Consider the following 16,374-nt stretch of genomic DNA (forward strand, 5'->3'; position numbering starts at 1 on the left):
TTGACTCATGTTTTGACGGCTCCTTTTATTTCGTTTTATAATATCCTTCTTTTGTCGTTTGTCTAGCGCGACCTAGCGCCAAGCTTTCATTTGGTACATCATCTGTAATTGTTGACCCTGCTGCTATGAATGATCCATCTCCAATTTCTACTGGTGCAACTAGATTTGAATTACATCCAATAAATGCATCATCTCCTATAACCGTACGGAATTTATTCACGCCATCATAATTTACAGTGATAGAACCACAACCAATATTAGTTCTTGCACCTACTTCTGCATCTCCGATATAACTTAAGTGTGAAACTTTAGCGCCATCTTTTAAGACAGCCTTTTTAGTTTCAACAAAGTTACCAATTTTCGTATCTTTGCCTAGTTCAGAACCTGGTCTTAATTGTGCAAATGGTCCTACTGTAGCGTTTTCGCCTACAACTGAATCTGTAATAACAGATTGTTTAATTGTAGCATCATCTTTAATTGTACTATTTTTGATGTCAGAATTCATTCCTATCGTAACATTTTTTCCTATAATTGTTGTGCCAGAAAGTCTTACGCCTGGTTCTACAACTGTATCTTCACCAATTACGACTTGTTTCCCGATATAAGTTGTAGCTGGATCAATAATTGTTACGCCATTTAGCATATGTTGATGATTGATACGTTCTTTCATTTTCTGTTCCGCTTTCGCAAGTTGCACTCTATCATTCACACCCATAATGCCGTCAACATCGTTCGTAATAAAAGCAGAAACTTTTTCATTTTCTTCTTTTAGGATGCGAATCACATCTGGTAAATAATATTCACCTTGTGCATTATCATTATTTACTTTTTCAAGTGTTTCAAATAACTTTTCATTATCGAAAGCAAATATACCAGAACTGATTTCATTAACTTCAGCTTCAGCAGAAGAAGCATCTTTTTGTTCGACAATTCCAGAAACCAAACCATTTTCATCGCGGATGATTCTGCCGTAGCCAAACGGATTATCAACTTTTGCAGACAAGACAGTTGCTACTGCACTTTCAGACTCATGAAAATTTAATAAGTTTTTAATCGTTTCATCACTGATTAATGGTGTGTCTCCACATACAACAATTGTTGTGCCTTTTTCAGTACCTAATATATCTTTAGCAGTCTTTACTGCATGTGCTGTTCCTAATTGTTCTTCTTGATGTACAAACTGAGATGCATGACCGATTGTTTCTTTGACTTTTTCAGCACCATGCCCAACAACTGTTACGACTTTATCAACACCTGCATTTTTCACGCTATCTATAACATGTTGAACCATTGCTTCTCCAGCTACTGTATGTAGTACTTTGTAAAGTTTAGATTTCATTCTTGTACCTTTACCAGCAGCTAATACAACTGCATATTTTTGCATTGCAAATACCTCCATTTATACACACTTTAGTCTATTATAATTTAATTGACCGCATAGTATCAAGAAAGAGTTCAAGTAAACGTTTCCTTATTAACAAACTCATTATCATGACATATAAAAAAACAGCAATTAAAATCATAAGATTTTAAATGCTGTTTATCAATATACGTGAGCTGAGTACTTTAAATATCGTTATTCTTCTTCACTGTCTGATGCTTCATCGCTATCCTCTGAATTTGAGGCTTCTTGAGCTGATTTTGGAATAATGACTTCATCTGTTTCATCATATACTTTCATAACCGCTTCTTGAATCTCTTGTCTCATTTCAGAATTAATGGGATGCGCAATATCTCTAAATTCCCCATCTGGCGTACGCTTACTAGGCATAGCCACAAACAGTCCTGAATTTCCCTCGATTACTCTTAAGTCGTGAATAACAAAAGCGTCATCTAATGTTATAGAAACTAATGCTTTCATTCTTCCATCCGTTTGAATTTTTCTTAATCTCACATCTGTTACCTTCATGATTTGTGTGCCCCCTGTTTTGTCTATTTAAAGTAGCAGCATCATATTAATTGAAGTTAGTTATTTATTTTTGCAATCATTTCGATTTCAACTTTTACATCTTTCGGTAAACGTGCAACTTCCACACAACTTCTAGCAGGCAAATGTTCATTAAAATATTCTCCATATACGGCATTGATGTCTTGGAAATCGTTCATATCTTTTATAAAAATTAAAGATTTAACGACACTATCTAAAGATGCGCCACTTTCTTGAAGTACGACTTTTAAATTTTCTAGTACTTGCTTAGTTTGTTCTTTGACATCTTCAGAAACGACTTCACCTTGTTGATTTAATGGTATTTGACCAGAAGTAAATACTAAACTATCTACTACTACTGCATGGCAATATGGTCCTAAAGCTTCTGGAGCGTTTGTTGCGTTAATACTTTTCATGTTGATTACTCTCCTTTTAATTAAATCTTTTTAAACAGTTGCCTTCCTCTACTGAAAATTGTTGATTGTACTCGTCTACGTCAGATAACCTAACTAAAGATGTATAATCTTCAATCAATCGATGTTTAACTTCTTTTGATTCTACAAGTACTGATACCCCTTTTACTGTAGCTTTAAACTCATTCATCAAATTGATTACACCATTAATAGATCCGCCTGCTCTCATAAAGTCATCAACAATCAATACATTCGAATATTCAGGCAATGTTCTTTTTGATAAAACCATTGTCTCAATCTTTCTAGAAGACCCAGACACATAGTTAATTGATACTGTGGATCCTTCTGTTACTTTATTGTCTTTTCTTATAACCACAACTGGCAAATTAAGCACTTTCGCCACGGCATTTGCTAAAGAAATACCCTTTGTTGCTATTGTAACTACCGCATCAAGTTCTTCATCCATGTACATTGTAGCGATTAACTCTCCTACTTGATTTAATAGTTTAGGATTCCCTACTAAATCTGACATAAATAAATAGCCACCTGGCAACAGTCTTTCTTTTTCTTTTAGTAATTCACACAATTTTTCAATTAATTCACGTGCTTCTTCGACGTACATTTTAGGTCGGTAAGTTACACCGCCACTTGCACCGGCAGTCGTTTCTATAATACCAAGTCTCTCAGCAGTAAACGTTTCTTTAATAATTTGTATGTCTTCACTAATAGACGACTTTGCCTGACCAAAATGATTCACAAAATAAGTCAACGGCACTAACTCGTTCGGATGTTTCAATAAATATTGTGTCATATAAACGATTCTTTCACTTCGTTTAAACCTCATTTATAAAACTCCAATCTCTATTCCGTATTTTAAGCCTAATTATACTATAATCGTTCGCATTCCTCAAAGCTACCCGAGCAGTCTCGCGATGTATACATCGTTACAACATCCCATCAAAGCATTATATACTTGCTTAGCTTGTCTTTCTTTTTGAACAAAGCCATATATAGTCGGGCCACTGCCACTCATCAAAGCAGCATCTACACCAGTATTACTCATAGTATTCTTCAATTTCTCAACTTCTGGATACAGCTGCATTGTAACTTTTTCAAGACTATTGCCAAGCGACTGACACATTGAGGCATAATCGTTATTTTCAATTGCTTTAAGACATGCTTGTGTTTGTACTTCATCCTTGTTTTCCAAATCTAATGCGCCGTATATTTCAGGCGTTGAAACACCTATATCTGGTTTCGCAATAACGACCCATGCTGAAGGTGGTTTAGGTAAGTGCGTAATTTTCTCACCTCTACCTTGGCATAAAGCAGTTTTTCCATAAATACAAAACGAAATATCTGATCCAATTTCCGAAGCCAACTCACTTAATGTTTCTAAAGATTCGTTAATCCCCCATAATTCATTCAAACCTCTAAAAGTAGCGGCTGCATCACTTGACCCACCAGCTAAACCTGCTGAAATCGGTATGCTTTTTTCTAATGAAATCTTCACACCTTTTTCAATATTGTATCTATCTTGCATCAACTTCGCTGCTTTATAAGCTAAATTTCTATGATCACTTGGTACAAAATTATGTTCTACATCAATAATAATTTCACCATCGTCTCTACACTCAAATGTTAATCGGTCATTTAAGTCGATGGTCGTCATAATCATTTCCACTTCATGATACCCATCTTCACGTTTATATAACGTATCTAATGTTAAATTAATTTTTGCTGGTGCAGTTTCATAAATCATATACTTGCCCTCTCTAAAACTTATTATTATGATTTTACCATAAATAAAAGTTAGAAAGTATTAGCTTTATTCTATTTTTTGGCATAATAAAAAACCCTACGCCATATCACAGTCATATCGCGTAGAGTTTTTTATTAAATACCTTTAATTATTGAACGATGAATTCTTCTTTATGTTCATTCATAAAAGTTACTTGGACATTCTCAGTTAATACATCAGTGTATGTATAAGATACACGCTCAAAATTATGTTTCTCTTGATCTAATTCGACCACGAAAACTGATGGATACGTTTCCTTAAGCACGCCACTTCGCTCAATTAACTTCTTACGTCCTCCATTAGCTTTAAGTACAATACGATTTCCTAATTGACATTCCAATATTTTTTTGATGTCTACTAAAGTCTTCGGCATATTGACCCACCTCGCTATAGATAAAATTATACTACGAAAGTGGGTTTTTGTCAAATAAAATTTAAATTTTATCAAGTTGATAAAGTGATGTCAATATATTTACATAGATAAATTCGGGTATTTTTTCAAATTGTTACAAAGATGTGCATATTCTTGTATTGTTAGCGTTTCACCACGTCGCTTAGGGTCTATGTTTGAAGCATTTAGCCATTCGACGATTTCATCTTTATGCAGTTTGCCATCTTTAATTGTATTAATATAATTGTTCAAAATTGTTTTTCGTCTTTGTCCGAAAGCACCTTTTGAAAGCTTGAATAGTAGTTTCTCATCATCTACTTCGACGATCGGTTCAATACGTTTCGTTAATTTAATAACGATTGAATCAACATTCGGTGGTGGCATAAAGACAGTCTTCGGGACGACTAAAACACGTTCAGTTTCAGTGTAATACTGACAAGCTATTGATAATGAACCATAACTTTTACTACCTACTTCAGCGTTTAAGCGTTCTCCTACTTCTTTTTGCATCATGACAACATAGCCATCTATTGGTAAATCATTTTCAAGTAAATTCATCAATATAGGTGTCGTAATGTAATAAGGTAAATTAGCAACCAACATAATTTTATCGCAGTCTTTTAAGTGCGTTTCAATTTCTTGTTTAACGTTGGCTTTCAATATATCTTCATTTACAACTGTTACATTGTCATATGGACTTAACGTATCTTCTAATACAGGAATTAATCTTTGATCAATTTCAAAAGCCAACACTTTCTTTGAAGCTCTCGCTAATTGTTCAGTAAGTGAACCCATTCCTGGTCCAACTTCAATAACACCAGTATGTTCATCTATATCACTAGCTGAAATAATTTTTTGAATAATATTTGTATCGATTAAAAAGTTCTGACCTAAACTCTTTTTGAATTTAAATCCATATTGATCTAATAACGCTTTTGTACGTTTAGGTGTTGCTATATCTTTATCGTTCATCGTGTCACTCCTCTTTATATCCCAGTGCTTCTTTTACATCTTTCTCAGTATAACCGAAGGCATTTAATTTGTTTAGCAATTGTTTGCCATTTGAATGGCCAATATTTAATTTACTGCATAGTATTTCGCGTTTTCTTCTTGCGTCTGGTCCTATAATTAATCCAAGGTCAATTAAGACTGCTTTATCAATTGTTTCAATGTCCGCTTCTAATGGAGAACTGACATTTGTAAGTGCATCTTTAATTGTTTCAATTGAGGCATGCTCAACGCCTATTTTTCCTCTTTTATTTTTAGCTTTATCTCTTGGTATAAATGCATGTTTCACACTAGGGATATACTGCTTGATTGTATTTCTAATTTTATCACCTGGGAAATCTGGGTCAGTTAATACAATGACACCACGTTTTTCATGCGCTTGTCTTATAACTTCTAGTGTTTCTTTTGATATTGCTGAGCCATTTGTTTCTATCGTATCGCAATCTACTGCTCTTTTAACATTAACTGTATCATCGCGTCCCTCAACAACAACAAATTCATTTATCTTCATATTCATTTCCTTCTTTAAAGATGCCCCAAAACAACCGTTTTGGGGCATCATATTTTATAATTTAAATAATCTTTCAGCATTTTCTGTAGTAGCTTTACATACTTCCTCGTAAGAAATACCACGCAATTCAGCAATTTGTTCTGCAACAAGTTTTACACGTGCAGGTTCGTTTCTTTTCCCTCTATAAGGGTGAGGTGATAAGTATGGTGCATCTGTTTCAACGAGTAATCTATCTAACGGTACATGTTGAGCTACTTCTTTTGGTTGTTTCGCATTTTTAAACGTAACAGGTCCACCCAATGAAATATAGAAATTCATTTTGAGTATTTCATCAGCTATTTCGTTTGAGCCACTGAAACTATGCATAATTCCGCCAACTTCACTTGCATTTTCTTCTTTTAAGATATCAACGCAATCTTGAGTTGCTTCTCTATTATGAATAATAATCGGTAGTTGGACACGTTTCGCTAATGCGATTTGCTTTCTAAACACTTCTTTTTGGATATCTTTAGGCGACTTATCCCAGTGGTAATCTAATCCCATCTCACCTATACCGATGATTTTTGGGTGTTTAGACAATTCTTCAATCCATTGTAGGCGTTCTTCCGTACAATCAATTGCATCAACAGGATGCCAACCTATAATGCCATATATAAAATCATACTCGTCTATTAATTTCATCGTTCTTTCAATCGTGTTCGTGTCGAAACCAACAACGAACATTCTATCGATACCTTCTTCCAAAGCTCGATCGATTACTTCTTGTAAATCTTCATCGTATTGATCCGCATTTAAATGGACGTGTGTATCTATTAACATTCGAATCTTCCTTTCAGTACTTTACTTAATGATAGATCCGTTTTGTATTGCATTTGGTAAACCTACTAAAGTAAGTGTGCCGTCTTTCTCAGCTGATAAAATCATACCCTCTGATAATTCACCACGTAATTTGACTGGTTTTAAGTTCGTAACGACCGCTACTTTTTTACCAACAATATCTTCAGGTTTATAAAATTCAGCTATACCTGAAACAATTTGTCTCTTTTCGTTACCTAAATCTACTTTTATTTTTAAAAGTTTATCTGATTTTTTCACATAGTCTGCACCTGTAACAGTAGCAGCTTTGATTTCTACTTTATCAAATTGATCAATTGTGATTTCTGGTTTAGATGGTACTACTTCTTCCTCAGCAGTTTCAGCTTCTTCTTCAGATGATTCTGCAGTCGTTCCACCTTGCATAGAATCTTTGATGAACGCCACTTCTTGTTCTACATCTAATCTAGGGAAAATAGGCTCAGGTTTTTCAATCACTTTAATATCTTGATCAATAGCGCCATATTGTTCGATACTTTCAAATGTATCAAGTTTACCTTTTTCTAAGTTTAATTGACGGAAAATCTCATATGGTGCATGTGTTAAGAATGGACGTAATAATACTGCTGCAAATCTAATGTTTTCAACTAAGTGAATCATGACATTTTCTAGCATTTCACGTTCATTTTCATCTTTAGCTAATACCCATGGTGTTGTTTCATCAATATATTTGTTTGTACGACTAATCAACTTCCAAACTTCTGCTAAAGCAACTGAGAATTGCATATTTTCCATTGATGAATAGAATTTATCTTTAGTATCTAAAGCCATTTGTTCCATCTCTTCATCTAATGGGTGTAATTTGCCTTTATATTTAGGAAGTACGCCATTAAAGTATTTATTAACCATTGCAATTGTACGATTTACTAAGTTACCTAAGTCATTAGCTAAATCGTAATTTGTTCTTTCAACGAATGCTTCAGGCGTAAATACACCATCTGCGCCAAATGGTAATTCTCTCATGAGATAGTATCTTGTTGCATCTAAGCCGTATTTATCAATTAAGACGTTCGGATCTACAACATTACCTTTAGATTTACTCATTTTACCGTCTTTCATCAAGATCCAACCGTGAGCAAATTCACGTTTAGGTAAAGGTAAGTCTAAAGCCATCAATAAGATTGGCCAAATAATTGAATGGAATCGAACAATTTCTTTAGCCATTAAATGCACATCTGCTGGCCAATACTTTTTAAATAGCGTGTCGTCATCTGATAAATAACCTAACGCAGAAATATAGTTCACAAGTGCGTCAATCCATACATACACAACGTGTTTAGGATTAGAAGGTACTTTAATACCCCAATCAAAAGTCGTTCTAGAAATCGCTAAATCTTCTAGACCAGGTTTAATAAAGTTGTTGATCATTTCATTCTTACGAGAAATTGGTAAAATGAATTCCGGATTTTCATCGAAGAATTTAAGCAAACGATCAGCATAGTTATCTAATTTAAAGAAATAACTTTCTTCTTTCACAAGTTCTACTTCATGACCTGAATCAGGACTCTTACCACCGACGATTTTGCCATCTTCATAAACTGGATCGACAAGTTGTGTTTCTGTGTAATATGTTTCATCTGGTATTGAGTACCAACCTTCATACTCACCTAAGTATATGTCACCTTGTGCTAATAACTTTTCGAAGACTTTTTCGACAACTTGTTTATGTCTTTCTTCAGTAGTTCGAATAAAATCATCATTAGAGATGTCTAATTTTTTCCATAAAGATTGGATACTTTTAATAATGCCATCTAAATATTCTATTTCAGATAAGCCCGCTTCTTTAGCTTTTTCTTGTATTTTTTGACCATGTTCATCTGTACCAGTTAAATAATGAACATCATAGCCTTGTAACCGTTTATATCTAGCAATTACATCACCAGCAACCGTAGTATACGCATGACCTATGTGTAAATTCCCGCTCGGATAATAAATCGGTGTCGTAATGTAAAAAGTCTCTTTCGTCATCAGCGTTTCCTCCTAATATCTTATCTATATAATATACCGAAAATTAAGCATTTTTTCAATATTACCTGATTATGGTATAGAGATAACAATTGTTTTATATTTCAAAAATTAAACGTATGCAATATATTGTTTTATTGACATTTTCTTCAATTCATATTAGTATACTATTTATATAATTGTCGAATGAATGTCGAATTAGATAATTATGGTTTTATTAAACGGAGGTAAAAAGATGAAATCAACTGGAATCGTGCGTAAAGTAGATGAACTAGGCCGTGTAGTAATTCCTATCGAATTACGACGCATATTAGACATTGCTGAGAAAGATGCTTTAGAAATTTATACAGATGACGATAAAATTATCTTAAAGAAATACTCACCTAACATGACTTGTCAAGTTACTGGAGATGTTTCTGAAGACAATTTTGTTTTAGCTGATGGTAAAATTGTCTTAAGTAAAGAAGGCGCTCAGCAACTAATTAACGAGATTGAGAAAAAATCAAAATAATAAAAGCTGCATATAAAAAAAGGAAATTTAAAGTAAACGATGTACTTTAAATTTCCTTTTTTTGTTTATTCGTCAATATGATACGCTTCGTATACATCTCTTTTTTTCATTTTTCTATCTACCGCTACTTGTTTGATAGCATCTTTAGATCTCATTTGATGTTCATTGATATAAATTTCAACATGTTGAACGAGATCCAAGTCTTCCCACCAATTATCAACTTGTGTCGATTCATCGACACCTTCAATCAAGATGACGAACTCTCCTTTTTGAGGTATACGCTCATCTGATAGCATTTCTTCAATGACCTTTATTTGATTCGTTTCCACTTGTTCGAATTTCTTAGTAAGTTCTCTTCCAATTGCTACTTTTCTTTCTGGATCTATTTCAGCTATTGCTTGTACCGTTTGTTTAATTCTATAAGGTGACTCATAAATCATAGATGTTGATTCTCTCGTCATCCATTTTTCCAATACATCATGTTTTTCTTTCGTATGTCTAGGTAAAAATCCTAGAAACACAAATTTATATGATGGTAATCCACTTGTCATTAATGCCGTAATAGCCGCATTAGGTCCAGGAATCGTTTCAACACGATAACCATTATCCCTAACTTGATTCACAAGTTCATAACCAGGATCACTTATACAAGGGCAGCCTGCATCAGAAACGAGCGCAATATCTTTGCCATCTTCTAATAATCTCAATACTTGCTCAGATGACTTATCTTTATTATGTTCATGGTAAGACTTAAGAGGCGTTTGTATTTCATAATGCTGACAAAGCTTGCCTGTAACACGAGTATCTTCACAAAATATATAATCGACTTCCGTTAACATTCTAACCGCACGATAAGTGATATCTTCTAAATTTCCGATTGGGGTTCCTACTAAATATAATATAGACATATTACCCCTCCTTAATAAGCGCTAATTTTTGTTTTCTACTTAACTGTTTTAAAGCATATTCTCGTTTTAAAGCTTCGGATTTATTGTCGAATGTCTCATGATATACAAGTTTAACAGGACGTCTCACTTTAGTATATTTAGCACCCTTACCTTCATTATGGACTTTTAACCTTCTGTCTAAATCTGTCGTATAACCAGTATATAATGTTTGATCCTTACACTCTAATATATATGTATAATGGTTAGCCATAATATACAACCTTCATTTCTTTTGAATAATCTCCATTCTCATCATAAATATAAAATGGTTGTTCCACTTTCAATCCTGCTTGACCACCACTTCTACCTTCAACTAAAATCGTAACCGCTTCTTTCTTATTAGGTGTGCTATATACCATTCTTAATCTTTTAGGTTCGATTTTATATTGTCGAAATGCGCTTAAGACATCCATCAGTCTTTCCGCTCTATGGACCATTACAAGTTTACCACCTTGCTTTAACAAATGCTTACTTGCTTTTAAAACATCATCTAATGTGCAGTATATTTCATGTCTCGCAATTTTATGTGCTTCCTTTTGATGTTGCATTTGTTGATTTTCTTTAAAGTAAGGTGGGTTTACGGTTACAACATCAAATGTTGAAGGATGATATGAGGTTGATACATTCTTTAAATCCATTTGATTGATAGATATTTGGTCTTCTAATTGATTATGAGCTATCGTTCGTTTAGCCATATCCACTAAAGCCTCTTGAATTTCTACCGCTTCAATACTAGCTTGAGATTTGTGTGCCAATAACAAAGGAATAATACCATTACCAGAACATAAATCCATTACTTTATCTTTATTTCGTACCTTTGTAAAATCTCCTAATAACAATGCATCTGTTGAAAATGAAAACACATCATCATTTTGAATAATTTCAAATTCTTCTCTTAATAATTGGTCGAGTCTTTCTCCCGAATTCAGCATTTAAACACCTCACTTAAAAAAATCAGGCATATAGCATGCCTGATTTTCTTATTATCTATTCAACACTTCTAAACAAAATAAACAATCTTGTCCTTGTCTGTGTTTACCAAACAATTCTCCTCGACAAATATGAAAACCTTCATGATATAACATTGCTAAGTTATCTTTACTTTGAAGTGGCTTTATTTTCTTGTTTGGCTTTTTCTGTTGATTGTCTTCACTTGTTTCCATTACACGCTTCAAACTTTCATTCTCCATTTGAAGGGCAACATTGTCTTCGACTAATTCAACTGCCTGGTTTTTCAACTTTTCCATATGTTCATTAATTTGCTTAAGTTCATTCTCTAATGTCATAATCGTTTCAAACAACTCGTCCCTATTCACAATATAATCCTCCCTTATGAATGGACTTCAAGTAATTCATCAAGTTTATAATCAAAGAGTTGTTCGAAACCTTTCACTTTAACTTGCATTGTTATATCTAAAATGTTTAATCCAACAACTTTGCCATCACCTTCTGGCGTGACAACAGTTGTACCAATATCAGGCAATTCATTTCTAACTTCTTCATAATAGTCATTTTCATATTTTAAACAACACATTAAACGACCACAAGCACCTGATATTTTAGTTGGATTTAATGATAAGTTTTGATCTTTAGCCATTTTGATCGAAACAGGTTCAAAATCACCTAAAAATGTTGAACAACATAACGAACGACCACATGGACCAATACCGCCAAGTAATTTCGCTTCGTCTCTCACACCAATTTGTCGTAACTCAATTCGTGTTTTTAATTCATATGCTAAAGATTTTACTAAAGTTCTGAAATCTATTCTATCATCAGCTGTAAAATTAAAGATGACTTTACTTTTATCTAATGTATATTCACAATTAACAAGTCGCATATCAAGCTCGTGAGTCGCTACCAACTCTTTACATAAAGCTAAAGCATGGTCTGCATCCTTTAAATTATCTTGATATTTTTGAATATCAGCTTCTGTTGCATGACGGATAACTTCTTTCAATGGTAAGACAACATCATCTTTACCTACATGGCGATTTGTTAATTTAACTTTACCAAGTTCAATACCACGTTTAGATTCAACGACAACTAAGTCATTTTCTTTGAAACGTTCCCCATTTGGTGAGAAATATTCTTTCTTCCCAGCTTTTTGGAATTGAACACCAATTATTTCATACATTTAATCACCTCTTCCCATTTATAACCATTTGTTCTAATACTAACGTTGCATTAACGTTTTGCGCTAATTTACGGTTTGCTTCCGTTATAACTTGTATATAATTCGAAATGTCATTTAAAGATAAATATTGACTGATCTCTCTAATTTCCACTTCTAAATCTGGATATGCCTTTATCGTATCTATTTGAATTTTGGCATGCAATAAATCTTGAAAATAAGCATTCAAGCTATTTAAAAATAATTGCTGCAACGGGCGTGTATTAGCAATTTTTATGCAATCGATCAAATAAATCATTGCCATCTGTGTATCTTTGACCATCAATTCAGCAAGTTTCGTTACAGTTTTTCTAAGCTGTACAAATAATTGTTCTTCTGTAAGAGCAAGTGCTTCTTCTTTATCAGAAGTAACAAAACTCAATGTATGCGCAATTGCAGAAGAAATACCAGACAGTTTTAATTCTTCTATATAATTTTCTTTAGATGCAGGTTTAAAATGAACAAGTTGGCATCTTGAATGTATAGTTGGCAATATTTGATCTTTCTTGGTTGTCAGTAACAGGGCAATTGTATTTGGAGGTGGTTCTTCCAAAAATTTAAGTATACTATTTTCACCCTGTACTGTTAGTTTATCAAAAGCTTCAATAATGTAAACTTTATATTGGCTTTCGATAGGTTTTTGATTCATTTTTCTGAGTAATTCTTCTATTTGTTGTTTCTTTATCGTCGTTTCATCTGATTGAATATATACAAAATCAGGATGATTAAAATTTTGAACTTTAACCACACAACTTTGTTCTGATTCACATAATATTTGTTCAGCAAAATATAAAGCTGTAGATTTCATTTCAAACATATTATCTCCCTCAAACAAATAAGCATGAGATAATTGTTGTGCACTTAATAAATGATCAATCTCTTTGGTTAATTGCATATTTTACGCTCCTTGCAATAAAAAAGCTGCTCAAACGGCAGCTCATCAGTTCTTAAAATTGATGGAATTGTTCAATTGGCATAACGAATACAGTTGCGCCACCTACTTCAACTTCTACAGGGTAAGGAATATAAGAATCCGCACTACCGCCCATTGGTGTGATAGGTGAAACAAGTTGTTCACGATTACCACAAGTTCCATCGATAACACGTAATAATTCATCTACACGTTCATCTTTGACACCGCATAAGAATGTTGTATTTCCAGCTCTTAGAAATCCACCAGTTGTTGCAAGTTTAGTGGCTCTAAAGTTTTTTTCTATAAGTGCTTCTGACAAGTTTTGACTATCTTGATCTTGGACAATCGCTATTACCATTTTCATATCTAAACACCTCTTTATTTATTATATCATATTTTAATCTTGTTTCAGATATTTTACTATCGTAGAATATGCATCATCTACAACCTTTTCTAATGGTTGCGTGGCATCAATTACTTTAATTCTATCTGGATACTCAGCAATTAATTTTTTATAACCATCTGTAACTTTGTGATGAAATTCTATTTTTTCTTTATCCAAACGATTTGCATTACGTTGATTATCTTTAATTCGATTTAAACCAACTTCAGCAGGTACATCAAAATATAACGTTAAATCAGGATAAAGGTTATCAATCGCAAATTCATTAATTGCCTTAACTTCTTCTACCCCAATTTCACGTGCGTAACCTTGATAACTTAAAGAACTATCAACAAATCGGTCACATAATACGGTTCCACCTTTATTAAGTTGAGGTAATATTTTCTCCACTAAATGTTGTCTTCTAGCAGCAGCAAAGAGCAGTGCTTCTGTTCTTTCATCCATGTCATCATCACTATCTAACAACAAGTTTCTAATCGCTTCGCTTATTTTGATACCGCCTGGCTCTCTAGTCAGTAAAATATCATAATCTTGATTTAACTTTTCATAAACTTTATGTATAACCGTCGTTTTGCCAGAGCCTTCTGGACCCTCAAACGTAATAAATCGTCCCATTTTATTGTTCATCCTTTACCTTGATTTGCTTGTTTAATATACCTTCCACTCTACCACCTCTATCAAGCCATTGTAAAAGAGAATCTACTATTTCTTTACGAATATTTTCTCCTTTTAAAATGACTGGTATACCTGGTGGATAAGGCACAATATCTTCAGCAGCAATATAGCCATATGATGTATTCAAGTCCATCATTTTAGTTTTTTCAATATTGTTGTATCTATACATTGTACTATCTGTTTCGTATGGTAATTTAAATTGTACTTCCTCTTTAAGTTGATGCTCAACATTCACTTTAATATTTCTAACGCGATCAATCATATCTTCAAATGGGAACTTATCTGATTCATGCCATAATGGTAAGACTAATAACACAAATTTATAATCACATAACTCTACATAGATATGCACATCTTCAAATAGTTTTTGAATTTCAAATCCGCTTAATCCTCTATAAGAAACAATTAATTTAAGAGGGTCCTCTAGACTCCCCACTTCAAATCCAACATTCTCCATCGTTTCAATGAATGTTTGTCTATTATATTTGAATCTTTGATCATCAAACTGCTTATAAAATTTTTCTGCACTTTCTAAACTAGCCATAATGAGATATGAAGGACTAGATGTTTGTAGCATCTTCAAATACTGTTGAATATTTGCTTTTATTTCTAAATCCTCTCTCATATATAGAACAGAACCCATCGTTAAGGCCGGTAATGTCTTGTGGTAAGACTGCACGACTATATCAGCACCATAAGTCATAGATGATTTAGGGAAATATGAACTAATACCAAAATGTGCACCATGTGCCTCATCTACCAATACAGGAATTTGATGTTCTTTTAATATTTTAATACTTTCTTCAATATCAAATGTTTCACCATAGTAATTAGGATAAGTAAAAATAGCTAATTTAATATTATTCAAATCTAAATCCCTTAATGAAGCTACACCATTATATTGATTCGTCTTATCTGATATGGTCATAGGCATAAACTTAGCATCTTGCTTCGTTAAATTCAAAGCATTAAATACTGATTTATGCGCATTTCTAGAAATTAATACTTCCCCATCTAAATGCGCCACTGCATAAATTGCAGATAGTATTCCAACCGTTGTACCATTAACGAGATACTGCCCATAATAACCAGGATACCTATTCAATTCAAACATACTCATCTTTATACAAGATTCTGGTTGATGCAAATCATCAAGCCCAGTTATTTCAGTCATATCCATAGCAAGATTTATTTCATCTAAATAACCAATTGTATGATTATGATGCCCTGGAACATGTAGTGAAATGGCATCATGATCATTTAGAGATTTTAATTTTTCATTAATATTCATAAGACTACCTCTTAATTTTTAGTCTTTATCATTATATCAATGATAAAGACTAACGTCATTCCTGTAATAATTAAAATAAGATATACTTAAAAAAAGGAGTGAATAAAATGTTTATTAGAAATGCAATTGACACAGATATACAATCTATTTATGAAATAGCTCAACAAGAAGGTTGGAAAACATTCAGTATTGAAAAAATCCAACAATTGCTTATTACATCTCATATTATTGTAATAGAAGTAAATAATGAGGTTGTTGGTTATACTAGATTCTTAACAGACGAAACTGTCACATTATATATTACAGAACTCGTCATTACAAAGACTCATAGAAAGAAAGGATATGCTAAAGCACTAATTGACTATTTATTAGCACTATATCCTTCTGTTCGAATAGAATTATTATCAGAGAATAATTCGTTTTACGAGAAATTGCATTTTAGAAATATTGGAACAGGTTATAGACTACCTTAAAAAATCATAAAAAAAAGAGACCTAACAGGTCTCGAGTGCGGCTCATCGCATCCATTTATAAACATTTGCCCGGCAACGTCCTACTCTCGCGGAACGTAA

Annotated in this window: 21 protein-coding genes; 2 read left to right on the forward strand and 19 right to left on the reverse strand. The window is 33.2% G+C overall.

Going from position 1 to position 16,374, the window contains the following annotated elements:
• Positions 1-25: 25 nt before the first annotated feature.
• From glmU to metG, 10 genes are all read right to left on the reverse strand, one after another.
• Complete coding sequence (gene glmU, locus LQ673_RS14205; protein WP_037590330.1) at positions 26-1,384, reverse strand: bifunctional UDP-N-acetylglucosamine diphosphorylase/glucosamine-1-phosphate N-acetyltransferase GlmU; 1,359 nt, start codon at positions 1,382-1,384, stop codon at positions 26-28.
• 192 nt (positions 1,385-1,576) lie between these two features.
• The gene (gene spoVG / locus LQ673_RS14210; protein WP_037590328.1) at positions 1,577-1,909 is read right to left on the reverse strand and encodes a septation regulator SpoVG; all 333 of its coding nucleotides are present in this window, start codon (positions 1,907-1,909) and stop codon (positions 1,577-1,579) included.
• Positions 1,910-1,965: 56 nt separating this feature from the next.
• Positions 1,966-2,343: a RidA family protein gene (locus tag LQ673_RS14215; RefSeq protein WP_025905572.1), complete on the reverse strand. Its 378-nt coding sequence runs from the start codon at positions 2,341-2,343 to the stop codon at positions 1,966-1,968.
• A 16-nt stretch (positions 2,344-2,359) separates the two neighbouring features.
• Entirely contained in the window at positions 2,360-3,184 is an 825-nt protein-coding gene (gene purR / locus LQ673_RS14220) for a pur operon repressor (protein WP_025905573.1), read from the reverse strand.
• A gap of 69 nt (positions 3,185-3,253) precedes the next feature.
• Entirely contained in the window at positions 3,254-4,102 is an 849-nt protein-coding gene (gene ispE, locus LQ673_RS14225) for a 4-(cytidine 5'-diphospho)-2-C-methyl-D-erythritol kinase (protein ID WP_107577053.1), read from the reverse strand.
• Between the two features lie 148 nt (positions 4,103-4,250).
• Entirely contained in the window at positions 4,251-4,514 is a 264-nt protein-coding gene (gene veg, locus LQ673_RS14230) for a biofilm formation stimulator Veg (protein WP_025905575.1), read from the reverse strand.
• A gap of 99 nt (positions 4,515-4,613) precedes the next feature.
• A complete protein-coding gene (gene rsmA, locus LQ673_RS14235; RefSeq protein WP_204255765.1) occupies positions 4,614-5,504 on the reverse strand; it encodes a 16S rRNA (adenine(1518)-N(6)/adenine(1519)-N(6))-dimethyltransferase RsmA in 891 nt (296 codons plus the stop codon).
• A gap of 4 nt (positions 5,505-5,508) precedes the next feature.
• Complete coding sequence (gene rnmV / locus LQ673_RS14240; RefSeq protein WP_037590321.1) at positions 5,509-6,051, reverse strand: ribonuclease M5; 543 nt, start codon at positions 6,049-6,051, stop codon at positions 5,509-5,511.
• A gap of 54 nt (positions 6,052-6,105) precedes the next feature.
• Positions 6,106-6,870 carry a TatD family hydrolase gene (locus LQ673_RS14245; RefSeq protein WP_037590318.1) on the reverse strand — a complete coding sequence of 255 codons (765 nt, stop codon included), beginning with the start codon at positions 6,868-6,870 and terminating at the stop codon, positions 6,106-6,108.
• Between the two features lie 21 nt (positions 6,871-6,891).
• Complete coding sequence (gene metG / locus LQ673_RS14250; protein WP_206180927.1) at positions 6,892-8,892, reverse strand: methionine--tRNA ligase; 2,001 nt, start codon at positions 8,890-8,892, stop codon at positions 6,892-6,894.
• 232 nt (positions 8,893-9,124) lie between these two features.
• On the opposite strand from metG, the gene LQ673_RS14255 reads away from it, so the two are divergent.
• Positions 9,125-9,400: an AbrB/MazE/SpoVT family DNA-binding domain-containing protein gene (locus LQ673_RS14255; RefSeq protein WP_025905580.1), complete on the forward strand. Its 276-nt coding sequence runs from the start codon at positions 9,125-9,127 to the stop codon at positions 9,398-9,400.
• A 65-nt stretch (positions 9,401-9,465) separates the two neighbouring features.
• Here LQ673_RS14255 and rsmI read toward each other — a convergent pair whose 3' ends face one another.
• Genes rsmI through LQ673_RS14300 form a run of 9 tightly spaced genes read right to left on the reverse strand, consistent with a single transcriptional unit; the run spans position 9,466 to position 15,802 of the window.
• The gene (gene rsmI, locus LQ673_RS14260) at positions 9,466-10,308 is read right to left on the reverse strand and encodes a 16S rRNA (cytidine(1402)-2'-O)-methyltransferase (RefSeq protein WP_239705887.1); all 843 of its coding nucleotides are present in this window, start codon (positions 10,306-10,308) and stop codon (positions 9,466-9,468) included.
• 1 nt (position 10,309) lies between these two features.
• Entirely contained in the window at positions 10,310-10,558 is a 249-nt protein-coding gene (locus LQ673_RS14265; RefSeq protein ID WP_126476452.1) for a GIY-YIG nuclease family protein, read from the reverse strand.
• Entirely contained in the window at positions 10,551-11,279 is a 729-nt protein-coding gene (locus tag LQ673_RS14270; RefSeq protein ID WP_049320964.1) for a tRNA1(Val) (adenine(37)-N6)-methyltransferase, read from the reverse strand. Before LQ673_RS14270 ends, LQ673_RS14265 begins: the two co-directional genes overlap by 8 nt.
• 51 nt (positions 11,280-11,330) lie before the next feature.
• Positions 11,331-11,663 carry a DNA replication initiation control protein YabA gene (gene yabA / locus LQ673_RS14275; RefSeq protein ID WP_204189308.1) on the reverse strand — a complete coding sequence of 111 codons (333 nt, stop codon included), beginning with the start codon at positions 11,661-11,663 and terminating at the stop codon, positions 11,331-11,333.
• 14 nt (positions 11,664-11,677) lie between these two features.
• Positions 11,678-12,484, reverse strand: coding sequence for a PSP1 domain-containing protein (locus tag LQ673_RS14280; RefSeq protein WP_037590307.1), 807 nt, complete (start codon positions 12,482-12,484; stop codon positions 11,678-11,680).
• A 4-nt stretch (positions 12,485-12,488) separates the two neighbouring features.
• A complete protein-coding gene (locus tag LQ673_RS14285; RefSeq protein ID WP_025905586.1) occupies positions 12,489-13,415 on the reverse strand; it encodes a hypothetical protein in 927 nt (308 codons plus the stop codon).
• Positions 13,416-13,467: 52 nt separating this feature from the next.
• On the reverse strand, positions 13,468-13,797 hold the full coding sequence (locus tag LQ673_RS14290; protein ID WP_025905587.1) for a cyclic-di-AMP receptor: 330 nt from the start codon (positions 13,795-13,797) through the stop codon (positions 13,468-13,470).
• 33 nt (positions 13,798-13,830) lie between these two features.
• Positions 13,831-14,451: a dTMP kinase gene (tmk, locus tag LQ673_RS14295; protein ID WP_025905588.1), complete on the reverse strand. Its 621-nt coding sequence runs from the start codon at positions 14,449-14,451 to the stop codon at positions 13,831-13,833.
• Between the two features lies 1 nt (position 14,452).
• Complete coding sequence (locus LQ673_RS14300; protein WP_239705888.1) at positions 14,453-15,802, reverse strand: aminotransferase class I/II-fold pyridoxal phosphate-dependent enzyme; 1,350 nt, start codon at positions 15,800-15,802, stop codon at positions 14,453-14,455.
• Positions 15,803-15,909: 107 nt separating this feature from the next.
• On the opposite strand from LQ673_RS14300, the gene LQ673_RS14305 reads away from it, so the two are divergent.
• Positions 15,910-16,275: a GNAT family N-acetyltransferase gene (locus LQ673_RS14305; protein ID WP_239705889.1), complete on the forward strand. Its 366-nt coding sequence runs from the start codon at positions 15,910-15,912 to the stop codon at positions 16,273-16,275.
• The last annotated feature ends 99 nt before the right edge of the window (positions 16,276-16,374 follow it).

Source organism: Mammaliicoccus sp. O-M54, from assembly GCF_022386035.1.
Classification (GTDB): domain Bacteria; phylum Bacillota; class Bacilli; order Staphylococcales; family Staphylococcaceae; genus Mammaliicoccus; species Mammaliicoccus sciuri_A.